This window comes from Mesorhizobium atlanticum (assembly GCF_003289965.1).
Lineage (GTDB): Bacteria > Pseudomonadota > Alphaproteobacteria > Rhizobiales > Rhizobiaceae > Mesorhizobium > Mesorhizobium atlanticum.
In genome coordinates, this window is record NZ_QMBQ01000003.1 from 709,911 (window position 1) to 725,193 (window position 15,283).

The window sequence follows — 15,283 nt, forward strand, 5'->3', positions numbered from 1 at the left end:
TCAGATGAAGGTCTGCGGTGCGGCGCAAAATCCGGCAATGATCTGGCAAAGGTCCGGTTCGTTGACCATTTGGACTGCTTCGATGGCGCCAACCCATTTGCGCGTCCGTGCGCGCTTCTCTTTCCAGCGGTCCGCGATGCGGTCGACATGCAGCGGAAAGACCAGGACTTCGCAGGGCACTTCCTCGCCGGAGGCGAGGACCTTGGCATAGAAATAACGGCCGGCTTCAAGATGCGAGATGGTGCCGCGCAAGCCGGCTTCCTCTCCTGCTTCACGGGCGGCCGCCTTGCAAAGCGGCTCCCTGGCCTCCGGCCAGCCCTTCGGCAGAACCCAGCGCCCGGTGTCGCGGCTGGTGATCAGCATGATCTCGACGCCGTCTTTGCCTTCACGCCAGGGCAGGGCGGCAACCTGCAGGCGGCAGGGCGCCTTGCCGAAGAGCCGCCGGACCCTTTCGGCCATCTGATTGTGCGTTGCCGGCCTCGTCAACATCGGAAGAAAGCTGCCCCAGCCTCCAGAATCGTTTGCCACTTTACGAATCTTACGGCGAATTATGGGCTTTAAAAGTAAAAAACTTCACTCCGTGGGAAAGTGCCACCAGAAAAGGTCAATCTCGCAAAGTAGACGTGCTCATTGGTTCGACTACACGCCGCTCCTTCGAGGCAGATTCTCTGGAAAATATGACGGCCGTTCAGCCGACATGATCGTCCGCAATCGGCTTTTGGTAAGTGAAGCCCATGTCCCACGGAAAGTAGATCCAGGTGTCCTGGCTGACCTCGGTGACAAATGTGTCAACCAGCGGACGGCCCTTCGGCTTGGCATAGACGGTCGCGAAATGCGCCTTCGGCATCATGGCGCGCACGATACCGGCCGTCTTGCCGGTATCGGTCAGGTCGTCGATGATCAGCACGCCGGCACCGTCATCGGCAAGCAGCGAAGGCGAAATCTCCTTCAGGACCTGCAACTGACCCTGGCTGGTGTAGTCATGATAGGAAGCCACGCACACCGTCTCGATGATGCGGATGCCGAGCTCGCGCGCGATAATGGCTGCAGGCACCAGGCCGCCGCGGGTAATGCAGACGATCGCTTTCCATTGTCCCTTGCTGGCGCCGGAAAGCCGCCAGGAAAGCGCGCGGGCGTCACGGTGGAACTGGTCCCAAGAGACGGGAAAGGCTTTTTCGGGAAGGGACATGGTTCGCGCACTCCGCAAGGCGCGCCGTGGCGCGCAGAAACACTGGAATGCAGGCGGAATTAGCCGGAAAGCGCCAGGCTTGGCAAGAGCAGGGCCGGCGACGGCTGTGGACCCGGGACCGCTCTCAAACGAATTCAAGCGACGCTCGTCAGACTTGCTAAGGTGTTGCCTGAGCCTCGCTCCCGCTTCCGAGGGATGCTCAACGCGACAGGAAGGCCGCCACATTCGTCGTGCGCAGCATCGTGCGGGTAACGCCGCCGAACAGAAGCTGGCGCAGCCAGGAGTGACTGTAGGCACCGAGCACCAGAAGGTCGGCGCCGGATTCGGCGATCCTGGCCTGAATCATGTCATCGACCGAAGTGCCGCCGGATTTCTGCACGCAGACGCTGACATTGGCGCCGTGACGCGACAGCGCCGCGGCGATCTCGGCGCCGGCCGCTTCCGGAGATTCATCCAGCGTCTCCGGCGGGTCGATGACGAGAATGTCCGTCTTGTCGGCCTCGGCGATGAAGGGCAGGGCATCGAAGGCGGCGCGAGCGGCCTCCTTGCTGCCATTCCAGGCGAGCAGCACGCGTCTGAAGGTGGTGATCAGAGGCCCGGCATGGGGCACGACCAGAACCGGCCGGCCGGCATCATAGACCAGTGTGTCGACGTCGGCGCTCGGGTCGCCACCGGTGTCACGCTGCGCGGCGATGATCAGATCGGCGGCGCGCACGCTCGTTATGCCGGTCAGCGCGCTGTCGCCGGAGAAGCTTTCCAGGCTTCGCCATTCGAAGGACAGGCCGGATTCCTCGATCCGCTTCAGGAAATACGCCTGCAGCTTGCCGGCGCGCTCCTTGTTCATCTCGGCCGAGACCTGCAGGAATTCGGTGTCCGGGAAGCCGGTGGCCGAGGTATAGGGAACGGGCAACGCCTCGGCATGGATGCCGACGACATGGCTCTCGAACCTTTCGGCAAGCGGAAGGGCGCAATCGAGAACGCGCTCGGCGTCCTGTTCGTTCTGCAAAATGGCGACGATTGTCTTGAAGCGCATGACCGGTCCCTCAATTGTTTGCGCTATGCGTGGGCGCAGCAAGGGAACGCCTCAGCGCGTTGACTGGTTCCAGCCGAACGCCGGTCAGCCCGCCTTGGCGAAGCCCGCCACCATCGCCTCGACGTCCTTGCGCGCGGCCTCGAGCGCTTCCTCGCTGCGGGCGCGCACGACGAGCTCGGTCCAGAATTTGCCGTCGCCGTATTTGGGATAGGAGCCGATGATGGTGTCGGGATGCGCCTTCTGTATCTCGGCCAGCGGCCCGCCGATCAGGCCTTCGCCAAACGGGCAGTGCACCGTTGCCGACAGCATTTTCGTGCCGGCCTTCAGCGTCGGCACGACATTGTCGAGCATGGCCTGGAAGATCGACGGCACGCCGGCCATGACATGGACATTGCCGATGCGGAAGCCCGGCGCGACGGAGACGGGATTGTCGATAAGGTCGGCACCGCGCGGCATGCGCGCCATGCGCTTGCGCGCTTCGGTGAATTCGATGCCACGCCCGGCATAGCTCGCCTCGAGCAGGGCGTAGGCCTTGGCGTCGTATTCGCAGGGCACGCCGAAAGCCTTGGCGATCGAGTCGGCGGTGATGTCGTCATGCGTGGGGCCGATGCCGCCGGTGGTGAAGACGTAGGTATAACGGGCGCGCACGGCATTCACCGCCGCAACGATCTCGTCTTCCTCGTCGGGGACGATGCGCACTTCCTTCAGGTCGATGCCGATCGCTGTCATGATGTCGGCGAGATGGCCGATATTCTTGTCCTTGGTGCGGCCGGAGAGGATTTCGTCGCCGATGACGAGCATGGCGGCGGTGACGATTTCAGGCATGGCGGACTCCGGCGCAAAAGCTCGCCTGAGATAACGCGGCCTGAGGCCGGCCGCAATGCGAAAGCCGGATGCGCGCTTGTGGCGGCGGTCGTTGCGGATATGGTGCGGTCGGTCGGGAGCGGATGAAACCATGCTGATATCGATCGTCCTGTGGCTGCTCGCGGGCTTGCTCGCCGCGGCCGCCCTTGTCCTGCTCGTCCTGGTGCTCGTGACATGGCGGATCGCGGCGAGGGCTGAAAGGCTGGTGCCGGCTTGCGGGAAATTCGTCGAGATCGACGGCAACCGCATCCACTACGTGGAAGAAGGCGAGGGCAGGCCGATCGTTTTTCTGCACGGGTTGGGCGCCCAACTCCACCATTTCCGCCATACGCTGTTTGGACGCTTCGGCGCCGGCTACCGGCTGATCGCGCTCGACCGGCCGGGCTCGGGCTATTCGGTTCGGGCAAGCGGCGCGACAGGCCGGCTGCCAGAACAGGCGGACGTCGTGCGGCGCTTCATCGAAGAACTGCGGCTGGAACGACCTCTGATCGTCGGCCATTCGCTGGGCGGCGCCGTCGCGCTTGCGCTTGCCACCGAGCATCCGTCGGCGCTTTCCGGCATAGCGCTGCTGTCGCCGCTGACGCATCTCGAAGCGAGGATGCGTCAGCGGTTCGACCTGCTCTATGTTCCATCAGCGCTGCTGCGCCGGATCCTGGCCTATACGGCGGCGATACCACTCAGCCTGCGTTACGCGCAGCCGACGCTGAGGTTCATCTTCGCACCGCAAGGGGTTCCCGCGGACTACATGGTCGCCGGCGGGGGATGGCTCGGCTTGCGCCCGTCCCACTATTTCGCCACGTCCACCGATGTCGTGGCCGTGGAGCAGGATCTTGGTCGCATCGAACAGCGCTATGGCGAGATAGCGATGCCGGCGGGTATTCTGTTCGGGAGCGCCGATCTCGTCATCGGCGAGGCTGTCCATGGCGAACCGATGCTGGACAGGATCCAGGGACTCGACTTCGAGCGGGTCGAAGGTCTCGGCCACATGCCGCAATTTGTGGAACCCGAACGGGTCGCCGCGTTCATCCAACGTATCGCCGCACGCGCCTTCGCTGGCGTGAATTGAGTTTTGACTGCAATTGCGCGCATCAATCGGTGTTGAGCCTCTGACGCCTCACAGAACCGTCACATAAACGTGTCGACCGCCGCGGTTCATCGTGATCTCCCTGCTGGAACCTTGCCTGCAACCCCGGGTTTCAGCCACGTCGCCGGTTAAATCTTCGGCGACCAACGGAATGGAGACCCCAATGTTCAGGAAAGTCATAGCAGCCTCGGCACTCGTATTGGCTCTCGGCGGTGCGGCGATGGCGCAGTCGTCCGACGACTGGTCGTGGTGGCACAGCGGCAATTCGACCTCGAGCGAGCGGCCGATCGACCGGACCACCACGGGCAGCATCGCGGGAGGTGACGCTACCGGCCTCAACATCCTCGGCAATACCGGGGCCTCGGGGCCGTGCGCCGACAACACGCCTGGTCCAGATGCCAACTCGCAACAGAACGTCAATGATCACTACTGCGGCAAGTAAGCCTTAGCACCCCGCCAGCGGCCGGCCTGAAGGCTCGGGCATCGTCGGCCGCGGGCGCGGGTAAGAATCAGTCCGATACTTCGGTCTGTGGCCGGTCGCGGCCGTCGGCAAGCTCATCGTGCCACTTTCCTTCGGCATCCTCATACTGGATGCCGTCCGTGGTTCCGGCGACCTGCTGCTCGGACGAGGCGATTTCGGCGGCGCGCAGCGCCTCCTGGTGGGTGCGGAAAGTCTCGGAAAACGTCGAGCCGACCTTGTAGGCCCAGCCGCCATCATGCTCGACGATCTTGTAAGTCAGCTTCGCCATGAAATCCTCCGGTTAAGAAGCGTGCCTCAGTGCAGCTTTCCGTCGGGCAACCTGTCTTCAGGAACCAGCACTTCCGATTCCCTGGCCGCCTCGATAAGGGCGCGACGTGCGTCCGCTGGCGAACGATACCCTTCCAGCGCTTTGAGGCAAGTGTCGAGAGCATCACGATGGCGCTCGCCGCGATTGAGCGGCCAAACGGTCATCAGGCACTCGGCGGCCTCGCGGGTGCTGCTTATCTGGCGATATTTGCCGACATGGCCGAGCTCGACCACCACCGGCTTCTCAAAAGGTTTGCTGTCTATCATGGCCGCCAACGTAAAACGGCCAAATTGGTTGCAGTTGTGGCGGGGATCCTGCGCCCAAACGTCTCAGGCCCCGCTGGTCTCCGGTTTCGTTTTGCCGCAATTCCCGACGGAAGGCGACGGCGAAGTCGCCGCGCCTGCCCGCTCACGCTTTTTTCCTGGAATTGTTCTAGCCGGCGGCCTTCATCCAATGCCGCATCGTCGTCACCGAACGCGCCAGCTGGGGCGCCGGATGGATCTCCTCGCCGAAGGCAGCCGCCGCGCGCCAGCCCCAGCGTGGGTCGGCGAGGAAGGCACGCGCCAGCGCCACCATGTCGGCACGACCATCGGCGACGATCGCCTCGGCCTGGCCCGGATCGTCGATCAGCCCCACGGCGCGAGTCGGAATGCCGGCACCCTTGCGCACGGCTTCCGCCAGATGCACCTGGTAGCCGGGGCCGGGCGGCACCTGCTGCAGGGGCGAATTGCCGCCGCTGGAGCAGCAGATATAGGCGACGCCCTCGGCTTTCAGAGCCTTGGCCACCTCGATGGCGTCCTCGACGTCGAAACCGCCGTCTACCCATTCCTTCACCGAAAGGCGCGCGCCCAGCATCATGGACGGAACGGCCTTCCTCACCGCCCTGGCGATCTCGACCGCGAAGCGCATGCGATTTTCGAGCGAACCGCCCCAGCGGTCCGTCCGCTGGTTGGAGAGCGGCGAGAGGAACTGGAAGATCAGATAGCCATGCGCGGCGTGCAGTTCGGCAAAGTCGAAGCCAGCGCGTTCGGCGCGCACTGCCGACTGCGCAAAACGCGCGATGAGCTCAAGAATCTCCTCATCCTCCAACGCGTGCGGCACATTCCAGCCCGTGTCATAGGCTATGGCCGAGGCAGAAACCGTCTGCCAGGGATCTTCGCCGGGCTGCAGCGGACCGCCGCCTTCCCAGGGTCTGCGGTTGGAGGCCTTGCGGCCGGCATGGGCAAGCTGGACGCCGAACTTAGTGCCGGGCGCGGCGACGCGCCTGGCGGCGTCGAGCGTGCGCTTGGCGGCCGCTTCGTTGTCGTCCGAATAGAGACCGAGGCAGCCATGCGAGATACGCCCGCGCCGCTCGACATCGGTCATCTCGACGGTGACCATGCCGGCGCCCGACATTGCCAGGTTCATCCAGTGATAGAGATGCCAATCGCTGGCCGAGCCGTCCTCGGCCGAATACTGGCACATGGGGGCGACCGCGATGCGATTGGGGAAGGTGAGGTCGCCGAGGGTGATCGGCTGGAAAAGCGATGACGTCATGAAGCGGGCTCCTGGGAGGATACCGCTATCTAGGCAGTCGCGGCGCGTCACGCCAGACACGAGCCGGTGAAACTGCCGCTGGACCAGTCGGTTTCCAGGATTGCACAGGTCATCATTCGCCGCTCTATTTTTTTGGCGCAATTTCGGACGGAAAACCGCATCACACTTTTCCTGAAATTGCTCTATCCCTTTGCTGCCAACCGGGAGGTCGTCATGGAAGATCGCGTTCGCATCCGTTCGGAAGAGGTCCTCTCGGACGACTGGGCGGTGCTGAAGAAGACTGTGCTCGACTATCGCCGCCGCGACGGGCGGTGGGAAACGCAGATCCGCCAGACCTATGACCGCGGCGACGGCGCGGTGATCCTGCCGTTCGATCCACGGCGCTCGACCGTGCTCCTGGTGCGTCAGTTCCGCTTCCCGGCTTACGCCGTGGGTCACCGCGAGCCGCTGATCGAGGCCTGCGCCGGGCTGCTCGACGAAAACGACCCCGAAACCGCCATCCGCAAGGAAGCGGAAGAGGAGTTGGGTTACCGGTTGAAGGACGTCGAGCGCCTCTACGCGCCGTTCATGAGCCCAGGCAGCGTGACGGAGCGGCTCTGGTTCTTCACCGCGCGCTATTCGCCGGCCGATCGAATTTCCGACGGCGGCGGCGCGCCGGAGGAGGGCGAGGACATCGAGGTTCTGGAAATACCGCTGGACGAGGCGCTGGCCGCCGTCGCCGACGGCCGCATCGTCGACGCCAAGACGATCATCCTGATCCAGCACTTGAAGCTCAACCCGATGAAGGGTTGAGCCTGTTTTCGGCCACGATGCTTCGCCGCTGGTGGCCCGCCACCGGAAGCTCCTCCTTTGCCGACGCCTTTGGAGGACTCGTCGAAGAGCCAAGGTTGGTGCGGACGACGGGAATCGAACCCGTACGATCAGAGATCGAGGGATTTTAAGTCCCTTGCGTCTACCAATTCCGCCACGTCCGCAGGCGTGCCCTTTTCAGACGCCTGATATGGGCCGTCAAGCGATGTTTCCGATCGTCCCGCAGTTTGCGTGGGTGATCCGTCGCATAGATTTAACATTAGTGATGTTTAAAATGCATGGTTCCGCAAACCGATCTCATTAGCGTTTGTCTGCGAGCATCAGGCTGGTTGTGGTGCTGGAACCATGCGTGGGGCAGGTTGGATCAGAGGGCTGCGGGAGGCGGAGGCGCGTCAGTTGCGCAGCGAGATCGATCGGCTCGAGCGAGGGCTGATCGAGACGGCCAATTCGAAGGCAAGATGTAACCTGCACGAGGTCGCGCATACGCTGCGCTGGCAAAAAGCGCGACTTCGGCGGCTGGAGGAGTGCTTGGCCGCGATGCCGGCCGGAAAGCCGGCCTCGAACCGATCCTGACCAACCGGTTGCAGCCTCGTCGGCGAAGCGTATCCGCCATGTCCGGTTCCGGCGGGGCAGGCAATTGGAAAGTGGCGCGATCGCGGAATTTCGATCCACCCTGGGATCGATAGGGTTCGTTGCGCGGCGGGTCGATCCGCCGAGGCCGGCGTCTATCAGGCCCTACCCATTCCCCCGCCCCCTGCGGGCGCCGGCCACCCCAGTTTTCAAGAGATAATAAGGGACGGAGCCGCCGCGACGGCGGCAAGCCTCAGAATTTATAGCTGAAATTCACGCCCAGCGTCTGCAGCTTCACGTCCTGGTCGCGCTCCGTGAAGGTGTCCGAAGCGTCGAAATGCTCCTTGCCGAAATCGTAATAGCGGTATTGCGCGCCGACGACGACATTGTTGGTCAAGGCATAGTCGACGCCAGCGCCGAGCGTCCAGCCGGTGCTGGTATGGGTCCGGGCAAAGCTTGTGCCTGCCGTCTGCGAGGTCTCGATGCCGGCAAAAGCGACGCCACCAATGCCGTAGAGCAGCACGCGATCCATAGCGTAGCCTGCCTTGGCATTGATTGATCCGAACCATTTGACGTCGGTGCCGAATGCGTTTGCCGGACCGGCGGTGCCGTCGATCGAGGCGTAGTTGAGGTCGGCCTCGGCGCCGATCACGGCCTGATCGAACTGCCAGAGCCCCGCAACATGGCCGCCGACAAAACCGCCGTCGATACCGGGCTTAACAGAACCGCCACCGACGGTGATGTCGGAACGGCCCCAGCCATAGCCGGCCTGCATGCCGGCATAATAGCCGGTCCAGTCGAAGCCGGGCGCGGTCATCGGCAGATCAGCGCCCAAATCCGCCGCCCAGGCAGACCCGGACAGCAGGGCAAGAAAGCCGGCACTGGCGAGCGTCAGTCGACGCATCGAGCACTCCGAAATGGCGGTTCCGAAAGAACTCCTTGGGGAAGACTAGCCCCTTTCGCCGCTGAACGGAATTGCATCTCTGCAACAGTGGTTTACGACCGATGCTCTGGCTCCAGGCACCGACATTTGCCAAAGTGCCTCATGCAGAGGACTCAGCCAATGACGAACGCCAAGCCGACAAGCGCCGCAAAACCGAAGCCGTGGACACAGGTCGCGACACATCTGGTCGATGTCGCGATGGGCCGAAAGCCCGCGGATCTAGTCATCCGCAATGGTCGCTGGGTGAATGTCCATTCGGGCGAGATCATCCCCGGCACCGACATCGCGATCGCCGCCGGGCGCTTCGCCTATTGCGGGCCGAATGCCAGCCACGCCATCGGGCCGGGGACCAAGGTCGTCAATGCCGGCGGGCGCTATCTGGTGCCCGGCCTTTGCGACGCGCATATGCATGTCGAAAGCGGCATGGTGACGGTGACGGAGTTCTGCCGCGCGGTGATCCCGCATGGCACCACCTCGATGTTCATCGATCCGCACGAGATCGCCAATGTGCTCGGGCTGCCGGGTGTCAGGCTGATGCATGACGAGGCGGTCGCGATGCCGATCAACGTGCATGTGCAGATGCCGTCCTGCGTGCCGTCGGCGCCGGGGCTGGAGCACGCCGGGGCCGAGTTGACGGTCGCCGACGTGGCCGAGGCCATGACCTGGGAAAACATCATCGGGCTCGGCGAGGTGATGAATTTCCCCGGCGTCGCCGCCAACAATCCGGTGATGTCGGGCGAGATCGCCGAGACGGTCAAGGCCGGCAAGACGGTCGGCGGGCACTATGCATCGCCCGATCTCGGCCTGCCGTTCCACGGCTATGTCGCGGGCGGGGCGGAGGACGACCATGAAGGCACGCGCGCCGAGGATGCGATCGCGCGCGTGCGCCAGGGCATGAAGGCGATGCTGCGGCTGGGGTCGGCCTGGTACGACGTCGCGGCGCAGATCAAGGCGGTGACCGAAGGTGGCATCGACCCGCGCAACTTCATTCTGTGCACCGACGACAGCCATTCCGGCACGCTGGTGCACGAAGGCCATATGGACCGGGTGGTGCGGCATGCCATCCAACAGGGCCTGAAGCCGGTGACGGCGATCCAGATGGCGACGCTCAACACCGCTCAGCATTTCCGGCTGGAGCGCGAGATCGGCTCCATCGCGCCGGGGCGACTGGCCGATCTGCTGATCGTTTCAGACCTTGCCCAGATGACCATAGACGAGGTCTATGGCCGCGGCGTCAGGCTGGCGAAGGCCGGCAAGCTCGAGATCGACATCCCCGCCTATGACTATCCGCAATCCGCGAAGAACACGGTCAAGCTCGGCAAGAAGCTCGCGGCGAAGGATTTCGACATTTCCGCGCCGCAGGGCGCCAACGAGGTGCGGGCGCGGGTGATCGGCGTGATCGAGAACCAGGCGCCGACGCGGGCGCTGGAGGCCGATCTGCCCGTCGAGGACGGGTTGGTCGCCATGGATCGGCGCAACGACATCTGCCAGATCGCCCTGGTCGAGCGCCATCGCGGCACGGGCGGCGTCACCAATGCCTTCGTCTCCGGTTTCGGTTATGTGGAAGACTGCGCGATGGCATCGAGCGTGGCGCATGACGCGCACCACATCATCGTCGTCGGCACCAACAAGGAAGACATGGCTTTGGCCGTCAACCGGCTGGGCGAGGTGGGCGGCGGCGTGGTGCTCTATTCGAAGGGCAAGGAACTGGCGCTTGTCGAGATGCCAATCGCCGGCCTGATGTCGGACGAACGCGCCGAGATCGTCGCGGCGAAAGCCGAGCAACTGACCGAGGCCATGCGCAAGGTCGGCTGCTCGCTCAACAACGCCTATATGCAGCACTCGCTGCTGGCGCTGGTGGTCATTCCGGAACTCAGGATCTCGGATGTGGGCCTGGTCGACGTGACGACCTTCCAGAAAGTCGATCTTTTTGTCTGATCGGAACCGGCGCCAGGTCAGGATGATGTTTCGTTGAAACACCATCCTGATCCAGGTCTTTCTTGGAGCATGATCTCTTCCAAAAAGCGGTTCCCACTTTTTGGGATCATGCTCTAACAGAAACGGATCATTCGCCGCCGGTGGCTATGGTCAGCACTTTGAACGGCGTGGTGATGACCACCTCGGCCACCGATCCCACGGCTTTGCCGAGCCCTTGGCCGATATTTTCCAACCCGGCCCCCTGAGGCTCGTCCGCCCGCAGGGCCGCCGGCGTGCGCAGCCGGTCGCCGAGCAATTGCACCAGGACCGGGTTATCGGCGAATTTGGCATGGTTCAGGCCGCCGTCTCCGCCCTTGGTCTTGGTAAGGTCGACCACGACCACGCCGTAGCTCGCGAGATCGGCGGCGTTGCCGTAGTCGCCGACGCGCGGCTTGTCGCCGGAAATGAAGCTCGACAGTTTCAGCGCCCGGTCGTCGCCTGAAAGCAGGATGGCGAAGGGCTTGTCGGGCTTGCCGTAGCGGATCATCTGCTTCTTGAAGACATCGACGTCGATGTCGGGCGAGGCGAGGATGACATAGCCGAGCTTGCCGCCGAGATCGCGGTCGCCGGTGATGGCGAGCTGGCGCAGCGCCTCCATCGTCAGCCAGGTGCCCATCGAATGGGCGATGATGTCAATGCTCTTGACACGAGTCCTGGCGAGCATCCTGAGCGTCGCCTCAAGATCATCGCGCGCCGCGTTGGCGCTGTCCTTGTCGTAGATATAGCCGGTCGCCTTGGCGCTCGACGCCCATGAGAACAGCACCGGGGTACCCGGATATTTGGTGTCATGCGCTATCTGCGTGATGCGATAAATGCCGTCGTCGAAACCGTTGTTGAAGCCGTGCACGAAGACCAAAGCGCGGTCGCCGCGCATGGAGATGTCGGCGCCGACCGCCTTTGCGAATTGCTGCGCATCGCCATAATGGACGACGTCGGTGGCCGTGAACTGCTTGGCGGGGTTGGAGTCGGCGGAGCCCTTGGCGCGCTCGATGGCGCCGACCTGGTGGATCTTCGGCACGGTGACGTCGACGCGGGCGTAGCTGGTGGTCAGCGAACGGTCGCCGTCGAACACCTGGCGTGGGTCCTTGGTCGCCTGCTGGCGGGTCGTGGCGACGAAGATCTCGTGACTGGCAGCAATGTCGGAGGCTGGCGCAGAGACAGTTTTGCGGTTGAGCAGATCGTGCGTAGGGCCGGCGCAGCCGGCGAGGGCGAGCGCGAAGGCAAGGCCGACAACGATCTTCACATGCACAGTCACCCGGGATCCCCCAAGGGCGGCAAAGCTCCCCATTACTCCGATAAAGGCAGAGAGCGGCCGGGTCCAGTTCAAAGTCAACGCGATACGGAAACCGCGCGGATGGGATTACTGCGCGGCCAGTTGCCGGATACGGTCGGTGACGTCGCGGTCGCTGGCGAAGCCGTCATCCTCGCGCAGCCGCTGGCCGATCATCTGCACCATCATCGGGTTGTCGGCGAACTTGGTGTGGTTGAAGCTGTCGCTGCCCTTCATCTTGGAAAGATCGACCACGGTGACGCCATAGGAGGCGAGGTCGGCCGCGTCCCGATAGTCGCCGACGCGCGGCCGCGAGCCGGCGATCAGGCCGGAGAGCCGCAGCGCCCGGTCGTCATCCGACAGGAGCAGGATGAAGGGCTTGTCCGGCTTGCCGTAACGGCGCATCTGGCTCTTGAAGACGTCGACATCGATGTCGGGCGAGGCGAGCACCACGTCGCCTAGCTTGCCGCTCAGATCGCGGTCGCCGGTGATGGCGAGCTGGCGCAGTGTCTCCATCGTCACCCAGGTTCCCATCGAATGGGCAACGATGTCGATGCGCCGGGCACCGGTCTGCGCCAGCATCCGCAGCGTCACTTCCAGCTGATCGCGGGCGGCGGCGGCACTTTCCTTGTCATAGACATAGTCGGTGGTCTTGGCACCGGAAGCCCAGGAGAACAGCACCGGTGTACCCGGATAGCCGGAATCATGGACGATCTGGGTCAGCCTGTAGACGGCATCGTCGAAGCCGGTGTTGTAGCCGTGGACGAAGACCATGACGCGGCCGCCGCGGGCATCGATGTCGGCATTCAGCGCGCTGGCGAATTTCGGCTGCGTGTCATAGCCGATGACTTCGGAGGCCATGAAATACTTGGTCGGGTCGTCCGACTTGCCGCGCGAGCGGCGCTCGATCTGGCCGGCCTGGTGAACGGGCGGAACGGTGACGCTGACGCGGGCATAGTTCAGCGTTGCCGAGCGTTCGCCGTCAAAAACCTTGTTCGGGTCGCTAGAGGGTTTACGCGTGGTGGCGATGAATATCGAGTGATTGCCCGCGATCTCCGTCGCCTGGGTCGGCACGACGACGCTGCCCAGGATTTCCTGCGTCTGGGGACCCGCGCAGCCCGCCGTCAGCAGCGCAAGGGCTATGATGAAAATCGTCTTCAATCGCACGTCGACACTTTCGCTGGCACTTCCACTCCGGCCATGACTGGCCGTCCACCTCCGCGAAGAACTCCCCCATAGGCCAAGTGCGGCTAAAGTAAGTCGTGTCCAGTGGAAATCCGGTTCTCACCGGGCGACTGTCGGCGGAGTGTTGCGCGAAAGCCAAAACGGCGGCAGGAAGGTTTCCGCACGGCCAGGCCTGTCCTGGCGCCTGCCGCCGAGCCCAAAATGAGGGATTTCCGTTGAACAGCTTCTCTTCTCGCGTTGCCGCTGCCGCCGAAGCGATCCGTGAAATCTTTCCGGAAACGCCGCTGCAGGAGAACGACTATCTGTCGAAGAAGACCGGCGCCCGTATCCTTCTGAAGCGCGAGGACCTGACGCCGGTGCGCTCCTACAAGATCAGGGGCGCCTTCAATTTCTTCCGCAAGGCGCTTGCCGCCGGCAACGATGCCGAGCTGTTCGTCTGCGCCTCGGCCGGCAACCATGCGCAGGGTTTTGCCTTCGTCTGCCGCCATTTCGGAAAAAAGGGCGTCGTGTTCATGCCGGTGACGACGCCGCAGCAAAAGATCGACAAGACGCGGCTGTTCGGCGGCGATTTCGTCGAGATCAGGCTGGTCGGGGACTTCTTCGACGATTGCTACCGCGCCGCCTTCGAATTCACCGAAAGCGCCGGCGCGCATATGGTGCCGCCCTTCGACCACAAGGACATCATCGAAGGACAGGCGACAGTTGCCTATGAGATCGCGGCGCAGATGCCGGGCGGGCGTGCGCCCGATATCGTCATGCTGCCCGTGGGCGGCGGCGGCCTTGCCGCCGGCGTGACCCATTATTTCGCCGACCAGCATCGCGACCCGCGCTTCGTGTTCTGCGAGCCGGCGGGCGCGCCAAGCCTGCGCGAGAGCCTGGCCAGCGGCAAGCGGGTGAAGCTCGCCAAGGTTGACAATTTCGTCGACGGCGCCGCGGTGGCCGAGATCGGCCGCGAGCCGCTGCGCCACCTCAAGGACTTCACCGCCGATGCCGTCCGGCTGGTTCCGGAAAACCGGCTCTGCGCCACGATGATCGAGATGCTCAATGTCGAAGGCGTGGTGCTGGAGCCGGCCGGGGCACTGGCGATCGACGCGCTGAAGGATTTTTCACGCAAGGAGATCAGGGGCAAGACCATCGTCGCGGTCGTCTCCGGCGGCAATTTCGATTTCGAGCGGCTGCCCGACGTGAAGGAGAGGGCGCTGCGCTTCGAGGGGCTGAAGAAGTATTTCATCATCCGCTTCCCGCAGCGGCCGGGCGCATTGCGCGATTTCCTCGAAATGCTCGGTCCCGACGACGACATCGCCCGCTTCGAATATCTGAAGAAGTCGGCGCGCAATTTCGGCTCGGTGCTGATCGGCATCGAGACCAAGGACCGGCGCAATTTCGACCTGCTGAAGGCCAATTTCGACGCCGAGGGCGTGCAGTATCAGGACATCACCGACAACGAGACGCTGGCGGGCTTCATCATATGAGCGCAAAACAAAGCACGGTCTTCGTCGCGCTGTTTTCCGGCATCAATGTCGGCGGCAACCGCATCGTCAAGATGGCGGAACTCAAGGCCTTCTTCGAGAGCCTCGGCTTCACCGATGTCGCGACCTATGTGCAGAGCGGTAACGTCGTGTTCCGGGCGAAGAAGCAGGACGCGGCGGCGCTGACCAGGGAGATCGAGGCAGCCTTCGAGAAGAAGTGGGGTTTTCATTCGCGCATCATGGTGCGCGATGCCGGCTGGTTCGAGCGGCTGGTCAAGGATAATCCCTATCCCGAGGTCGCTGGCGAGCCGACCAAGCTGCACGCCTATGCGCTGGAGCGGGAACCGACCGCCGAGGAGACGCAGCGGCTCGCCGACAAATGCACCGGCCCCGAGCGCTTCGAGATCAAGGGCGACGTGCTTTATCTTCACGCGCCGGACGGGCTCGGCAAATCGGTCTTCGCCAATCTGATCCCGCGCACGTTGAAGGTGCCGGGCACGGCGCGCAACTGGCGCAGCGTCCTGGCGTTGCTCGATATGGCCGGAAAAGCCGGCGGCTGATCGCC

General features: G+C 63.6%; 17 protein-coding genes and 1 tRNA gene. 7 read left to right on the top strand and 11 right to left on the bottom strand.

All coding sequences use genetic code 11. The annotated features are described in order from the left end of the window. The 4 genes from DPM35_RS13090 to DPM35_RS13105 form a co-directional block, all read right to left on the bottom strand. A complete protein-coding gene (locus tag DPM35_RS13090) occupies positions 1 to 489 on the bottom strand; it encodes an NUDIX hydrolase (RefSeq protein WP_112127660.1) in 489 nt (162 codons plus the stop codon). Positions 490 to 688: 199 nt separating this feature from the next. Then, positions 689 to 1,189 carry a xanthine phosphoribosyltransferase gene (gene gpt / locus DPM35_RS13095; protein ID WP_112127661.1) on the bottom strand — a complete coding sequence of 167 codons (501 nt, stop codon included), beginning with the start codon at positions 1,187 to 1,189 and terminating at the stop codon, positions 689 to 691. A 199-nt stretch (positions 1,190 to 1,388) separates the two neighbouring features. Continuing rightward, positions 1,389 to 2,222 carry a universal stress protein gene (locus DPM35_RS13100; protein WP_112127662.1) on the bottom strand — a complete coding sequence of 278 codons (834 nt, stop codon included), beginning with the start codon at positions 2,220 to 2,222 and terminating at the stop codon, positions 1,389 to 1,391. 84 nt (positions 2,223 to 2,306) lie between these two features. Continuing rightward, positions 2,307 to 3,047 carry a competence/damage-inducible protein A gene (locus DPM35_RS13105; protein WP_112127813.1) on the bottom strand — a complete coding sequence of 247 codons (741 nt, stop codon included), beginning with the start codon at positions 3,045 to 3,047 and terminating at the stop codon, positions 2,307 to 2,309. 130 nt (positions 3,048 to 3,177) lie between these two features. Between DPM35_RS13105 and DPM35_RS13110 the strand changes: the two genes are divergently transcribed. After that, a complete protein-coding gene (locus DPM35_RS13110; protein WP_112127663.1) occupies positions 3,178 to 4,152 on the top strand; it encodes an alpha/beta fold hydrolase in 975 nt (324 codons plus the stop codon). A gap of 181 nt (positions 4,153 to 4,333) precedes the next feature. Next, a complete protein-coding gene (locus DPM35_RS13115; protein WP_112127814.1) occupies positions 4,334 to 4,612 on the top strand; it encodes a hypothetical protein in 279 nt (92 codons plus the stop codon). A gap of 67 nt (positions 4,613 to 4,679) precedes the next feature. Here DPM35_RS13115 and DPM35_RS13120 read toward each other — a convergent pair whose 3' ends face one another. The 3 genes from DPM35_RS13120 to DPM35_RS13130 all read right to left on the bottom strand — a co-directional run bounded on the left by DPM35_RS13120 (position 4,680) and on the right by DPM35_RS13130 (position 6,494). Next, positions 4,680 to 4,919 carry a DUF2188 domain-containing protein gene (locus DPM35_RS13120; protein WP_042644408.1) on the bottom strand — a complete coding sequence of 80 codons (240 nt, stop codon included), beginning with the start codon at positions 4,917 to 4,919 and terminating at the stop codon, positions 4,680 to 4,682. A 26-nt stretch (positions 4,920 to 4,945) separates the two neighbouring features. Next, positions 4,946 to 5,224, bottom strand: coding sequence for a DUF982 domain-containing protein (locus tag DPM35_RS13125; protein ID WP_112127664.1), 279 nt, complete (start codon positions 5,222 to 5,224; stop codon positions 4,946 to 4,948). A gap of 166 nt (positions 5,225 to 5,390) precedes the next feature. Then, positions 5,391 to 6,494, bottom strand: a complete 1,104-nt coding sequence (locus DPM35_RS13130) for an NADH:flavin oxidoreductase/NADH oxidase (RefSeq protein WP_112127665.1) — start codon at positions 6,492 to 6,494, stop codon at positions 5,391 to 5,393. Between the two features lie 213 nt (positions 6,495 to 6,707). Between DPM35_RS13130 and DPM35_RS13135 the strand changes: the two genes are divergently transcribed. Continuing rightward, a complete protein-coding gene (locus DPM35_RS13135; RefSeq protein ID WP_112127815.1) occupies positions 6,708 to 7,286 on the top strand; it encodes an NUDIX domain-containing protein in 579 nt (192 codons plus the stop codon). Positions 7,287 to 7,382: 96 nt separating this feature from the next. On the opposite strand, the gene DPM35_RS13140 is transcribed toward DPM35_RS13135, so the two are convergent. Continuing rightward, positions 7,383 to 7,468 (bottom strand) — tRNA-Leu (locus DPM35_RS13140). 232 nt (positions 7,469 to 7,700) lie between these two features. On the opposite strand from DPM35_RS13140, the gene DPM35_RS13145 reads away from it, so the two are divergent. Next, on the top strand, positions 7,701 to 7,877 hold the full coding sequence (locus DPM35_RS13145) for a hypothetical protein (RefSeq protein WP_245431519.1): 177 nt from the start codon (positions 7,701 to 7,703) through the stop codon (positions 7,875 to 7,877). 250 nt (positions 7,878 to 8,127) lie between these two features. On the opposite strand, the gene DPM35_RS13150 is transcribed toward DPM35_RS13145, so the two are convergent. Beyond that, complete coding sequence (locus DPM35_RS13150) at positions 8,128 to 8,778, bottom strand: outer membrane protein (protein ID WP_112127667.1); 651 nt, start codon at positions 8,776 to 8,778, stop codon at positions 8,128 to 8,130. Positions 8,779 to 8,937: 159 nt separating this feature from the next. Between DPM35_RS13150 and ade the strand changes: the two genes are divergently transcribed. Continuing rightward, the gene (gene ade / locus DPM35_RS13155; RefSeq protein ID WP_112127668.1) at positions 8,938 to 10,755 is read left to right on the top strand and encodes an adenine deaminase; all 1,818 of its coding nucleotides are present in this window, start codon (positions 8,938 to 8,940) and stop codon (positions 10,753 to 10,755) included. A gap of 127 nt (positions 10,756 to 10,882) precedes the next feature. Here the strand turns inward: ade and DPM35_RS13160 are convergent, their stop codons facing one another. Together DPM35_RS13160 and DPM35_RS13165 are read right to left on the bottom strand one after the other, a co-directional pair. After that, entirely contained in the window at positions 10,883 to 12,049 is a 1,167-nt protein-coding gene (locus DPM35_RS13160) for an alpha/beta hydrolase (RefSeq protein WP_112127669.1), read from the bottom strand. A 105-nt stretch (positions 12,050 to 12,154) separates the two neighbouring features. Then, positions 12,155 to 13,231 carry an alpha/beta hydrolase gene (locus DPM35_RS13165; RefSeq protein WP_112127670.1) on the bottom strand — a complete coding sequence of 359 codons (1,077 nt, stop codon included), beginning with the start codon at positions 13,229 to 13,231 and terminating at the stop codon, positions 12,155 to 12,157. A 233-nt stretch (positions 13,232 to 13,464) separates the two neighbouring features. Between DPM35_RS13165 and ilvA the strand changes: the two genes are divergently transcribed. Continuing rightward, positions 13,465 to 14,721, top strand: a complete 1,257-nt coding sequence (gene ilvA / locus DPM35_RS13170) for a threonine ammonia-lyase IlvA (RefSeq protein WP_112127671.1) — start codon at positions 13,465 to 13,467, stop codon at positions 14,719 to 14,721. Continuing rightward, positions 14,718 to 15,278, top strand: coding sequence for a DUF1697 domain-containing protein (locus DPM35_RS13175; protein WP_112127672.1), 561 nt, complete (start codon positions 14,718 to 14,720; stop codon positions 15,276 to 15,278). The genes ilvA and DPM35_RS13175 overlap by 4 nt, the downstream gene beginning before the upstream one ends. The last annotated feature ends 5 nt before the right edge of the window (positions 15,279 to 15,283 follow it).

What these genes read in the sequence shown, in the direction of transcription:
- DPM35_RS13090 (WP_112127660.1), bottom strand. Translation starts at nt 489, where the DNA reads ATGTTGACGAGGCCGGCAACGCACAATCAGATGGCCGAAAGGGTCCGG.
- gpt (WP_112127661.1), bottom strand. Translation starts at nt 1,189, where the DNA reads ATGTCCCTTCCCGAAAAAGCCTTTCCCGTCTCTTGGGACCAGTTCCAC.
- DPM35_RS13100 (WP_112127662.1), bottom strand. Translation starts at nt 2,222, where the DNA reads ATGCGCTTCAAGACAATCGTCGCCATTTTGCAGAACGAACAGGACGCC.
- DPM35_RS13105 (WP_112127813.1), bottom strand. Translation starts at nt 3,047, where the DNA reads ATGCCTGAAATCGTCACCGCCGCCATGCTCGTCATCGGCGACGAAATC.
- DPM35_RS13110 (WP_112127663.1), top strand. Translation starts at nt 3,178, where the DNA reads ATGCTGATATCGATCGTCCTGTGGCTGCTCGCGGGCTTGCTCGCCGCG.
- DPM35_RS13115 (WP_112127814.1), top strand. Translation starts at nt 4,334, where the DNA reads ATGTTCAGGAAAGTCATAGCAGCCTCGGCACTCGTATTGGCTCTCGGC.
- DPM35_RS13120 (WP_042644408.1), bottom strand. Translation starts at nt 4,919, where the DNA reads ATGGCGAAGCTGACTTACAAGATCGTCGAGCATGATGGCGGCTGGGCC.
- DPM35_RS13125 (WP_112127664.1), bottom strand. Translation starts at nt 5,224, where the DNA reads ATGATAGACAGCAAACCTTTTGAGAAGCCGGTGGTGGTCGAGCTCGGC.
- DPM35_RS13130 (WP_112127665.1), bottom strand. Translation starts at nt 6,494, where the DNA reads ATGACGTCATCGCTTTTCCAGCCGATCACCCTCGGCGACCTCACCTTC.
- DPM35_RS13135 (WP_112127815.1), top strand. Translation starts at nt 6,708, where the DNA reads ATGGAAGATCGCGTTCGCATCCGTTCGGAAGAGGTCCTCTCGGACGAC.
- DPM35_RS13150 (WP_112127667.1), bottom strand. Translation starts at nt 8,778, where the DNA reads ATGCGTCGACTGACGCTCGCCAGTGCCGGCTTTCTTGCCCTGCTGTCC.
- ade (WP_112127668.1), top strand. Translation starts at nt 8,938, where the DNA reads ATGACGAACGCCAAGCCGACAAGCGCCGCAAAACCGAAGCCGTGGACA.
- DPM35_RS13175 (WP_112127672.1), top strand. Translation starts at nt 14,718, where the DNA reads ATGAGCGCAAAACAAAGCACGGTCTTCGTCGCGCTGTTTTCCGGCATC.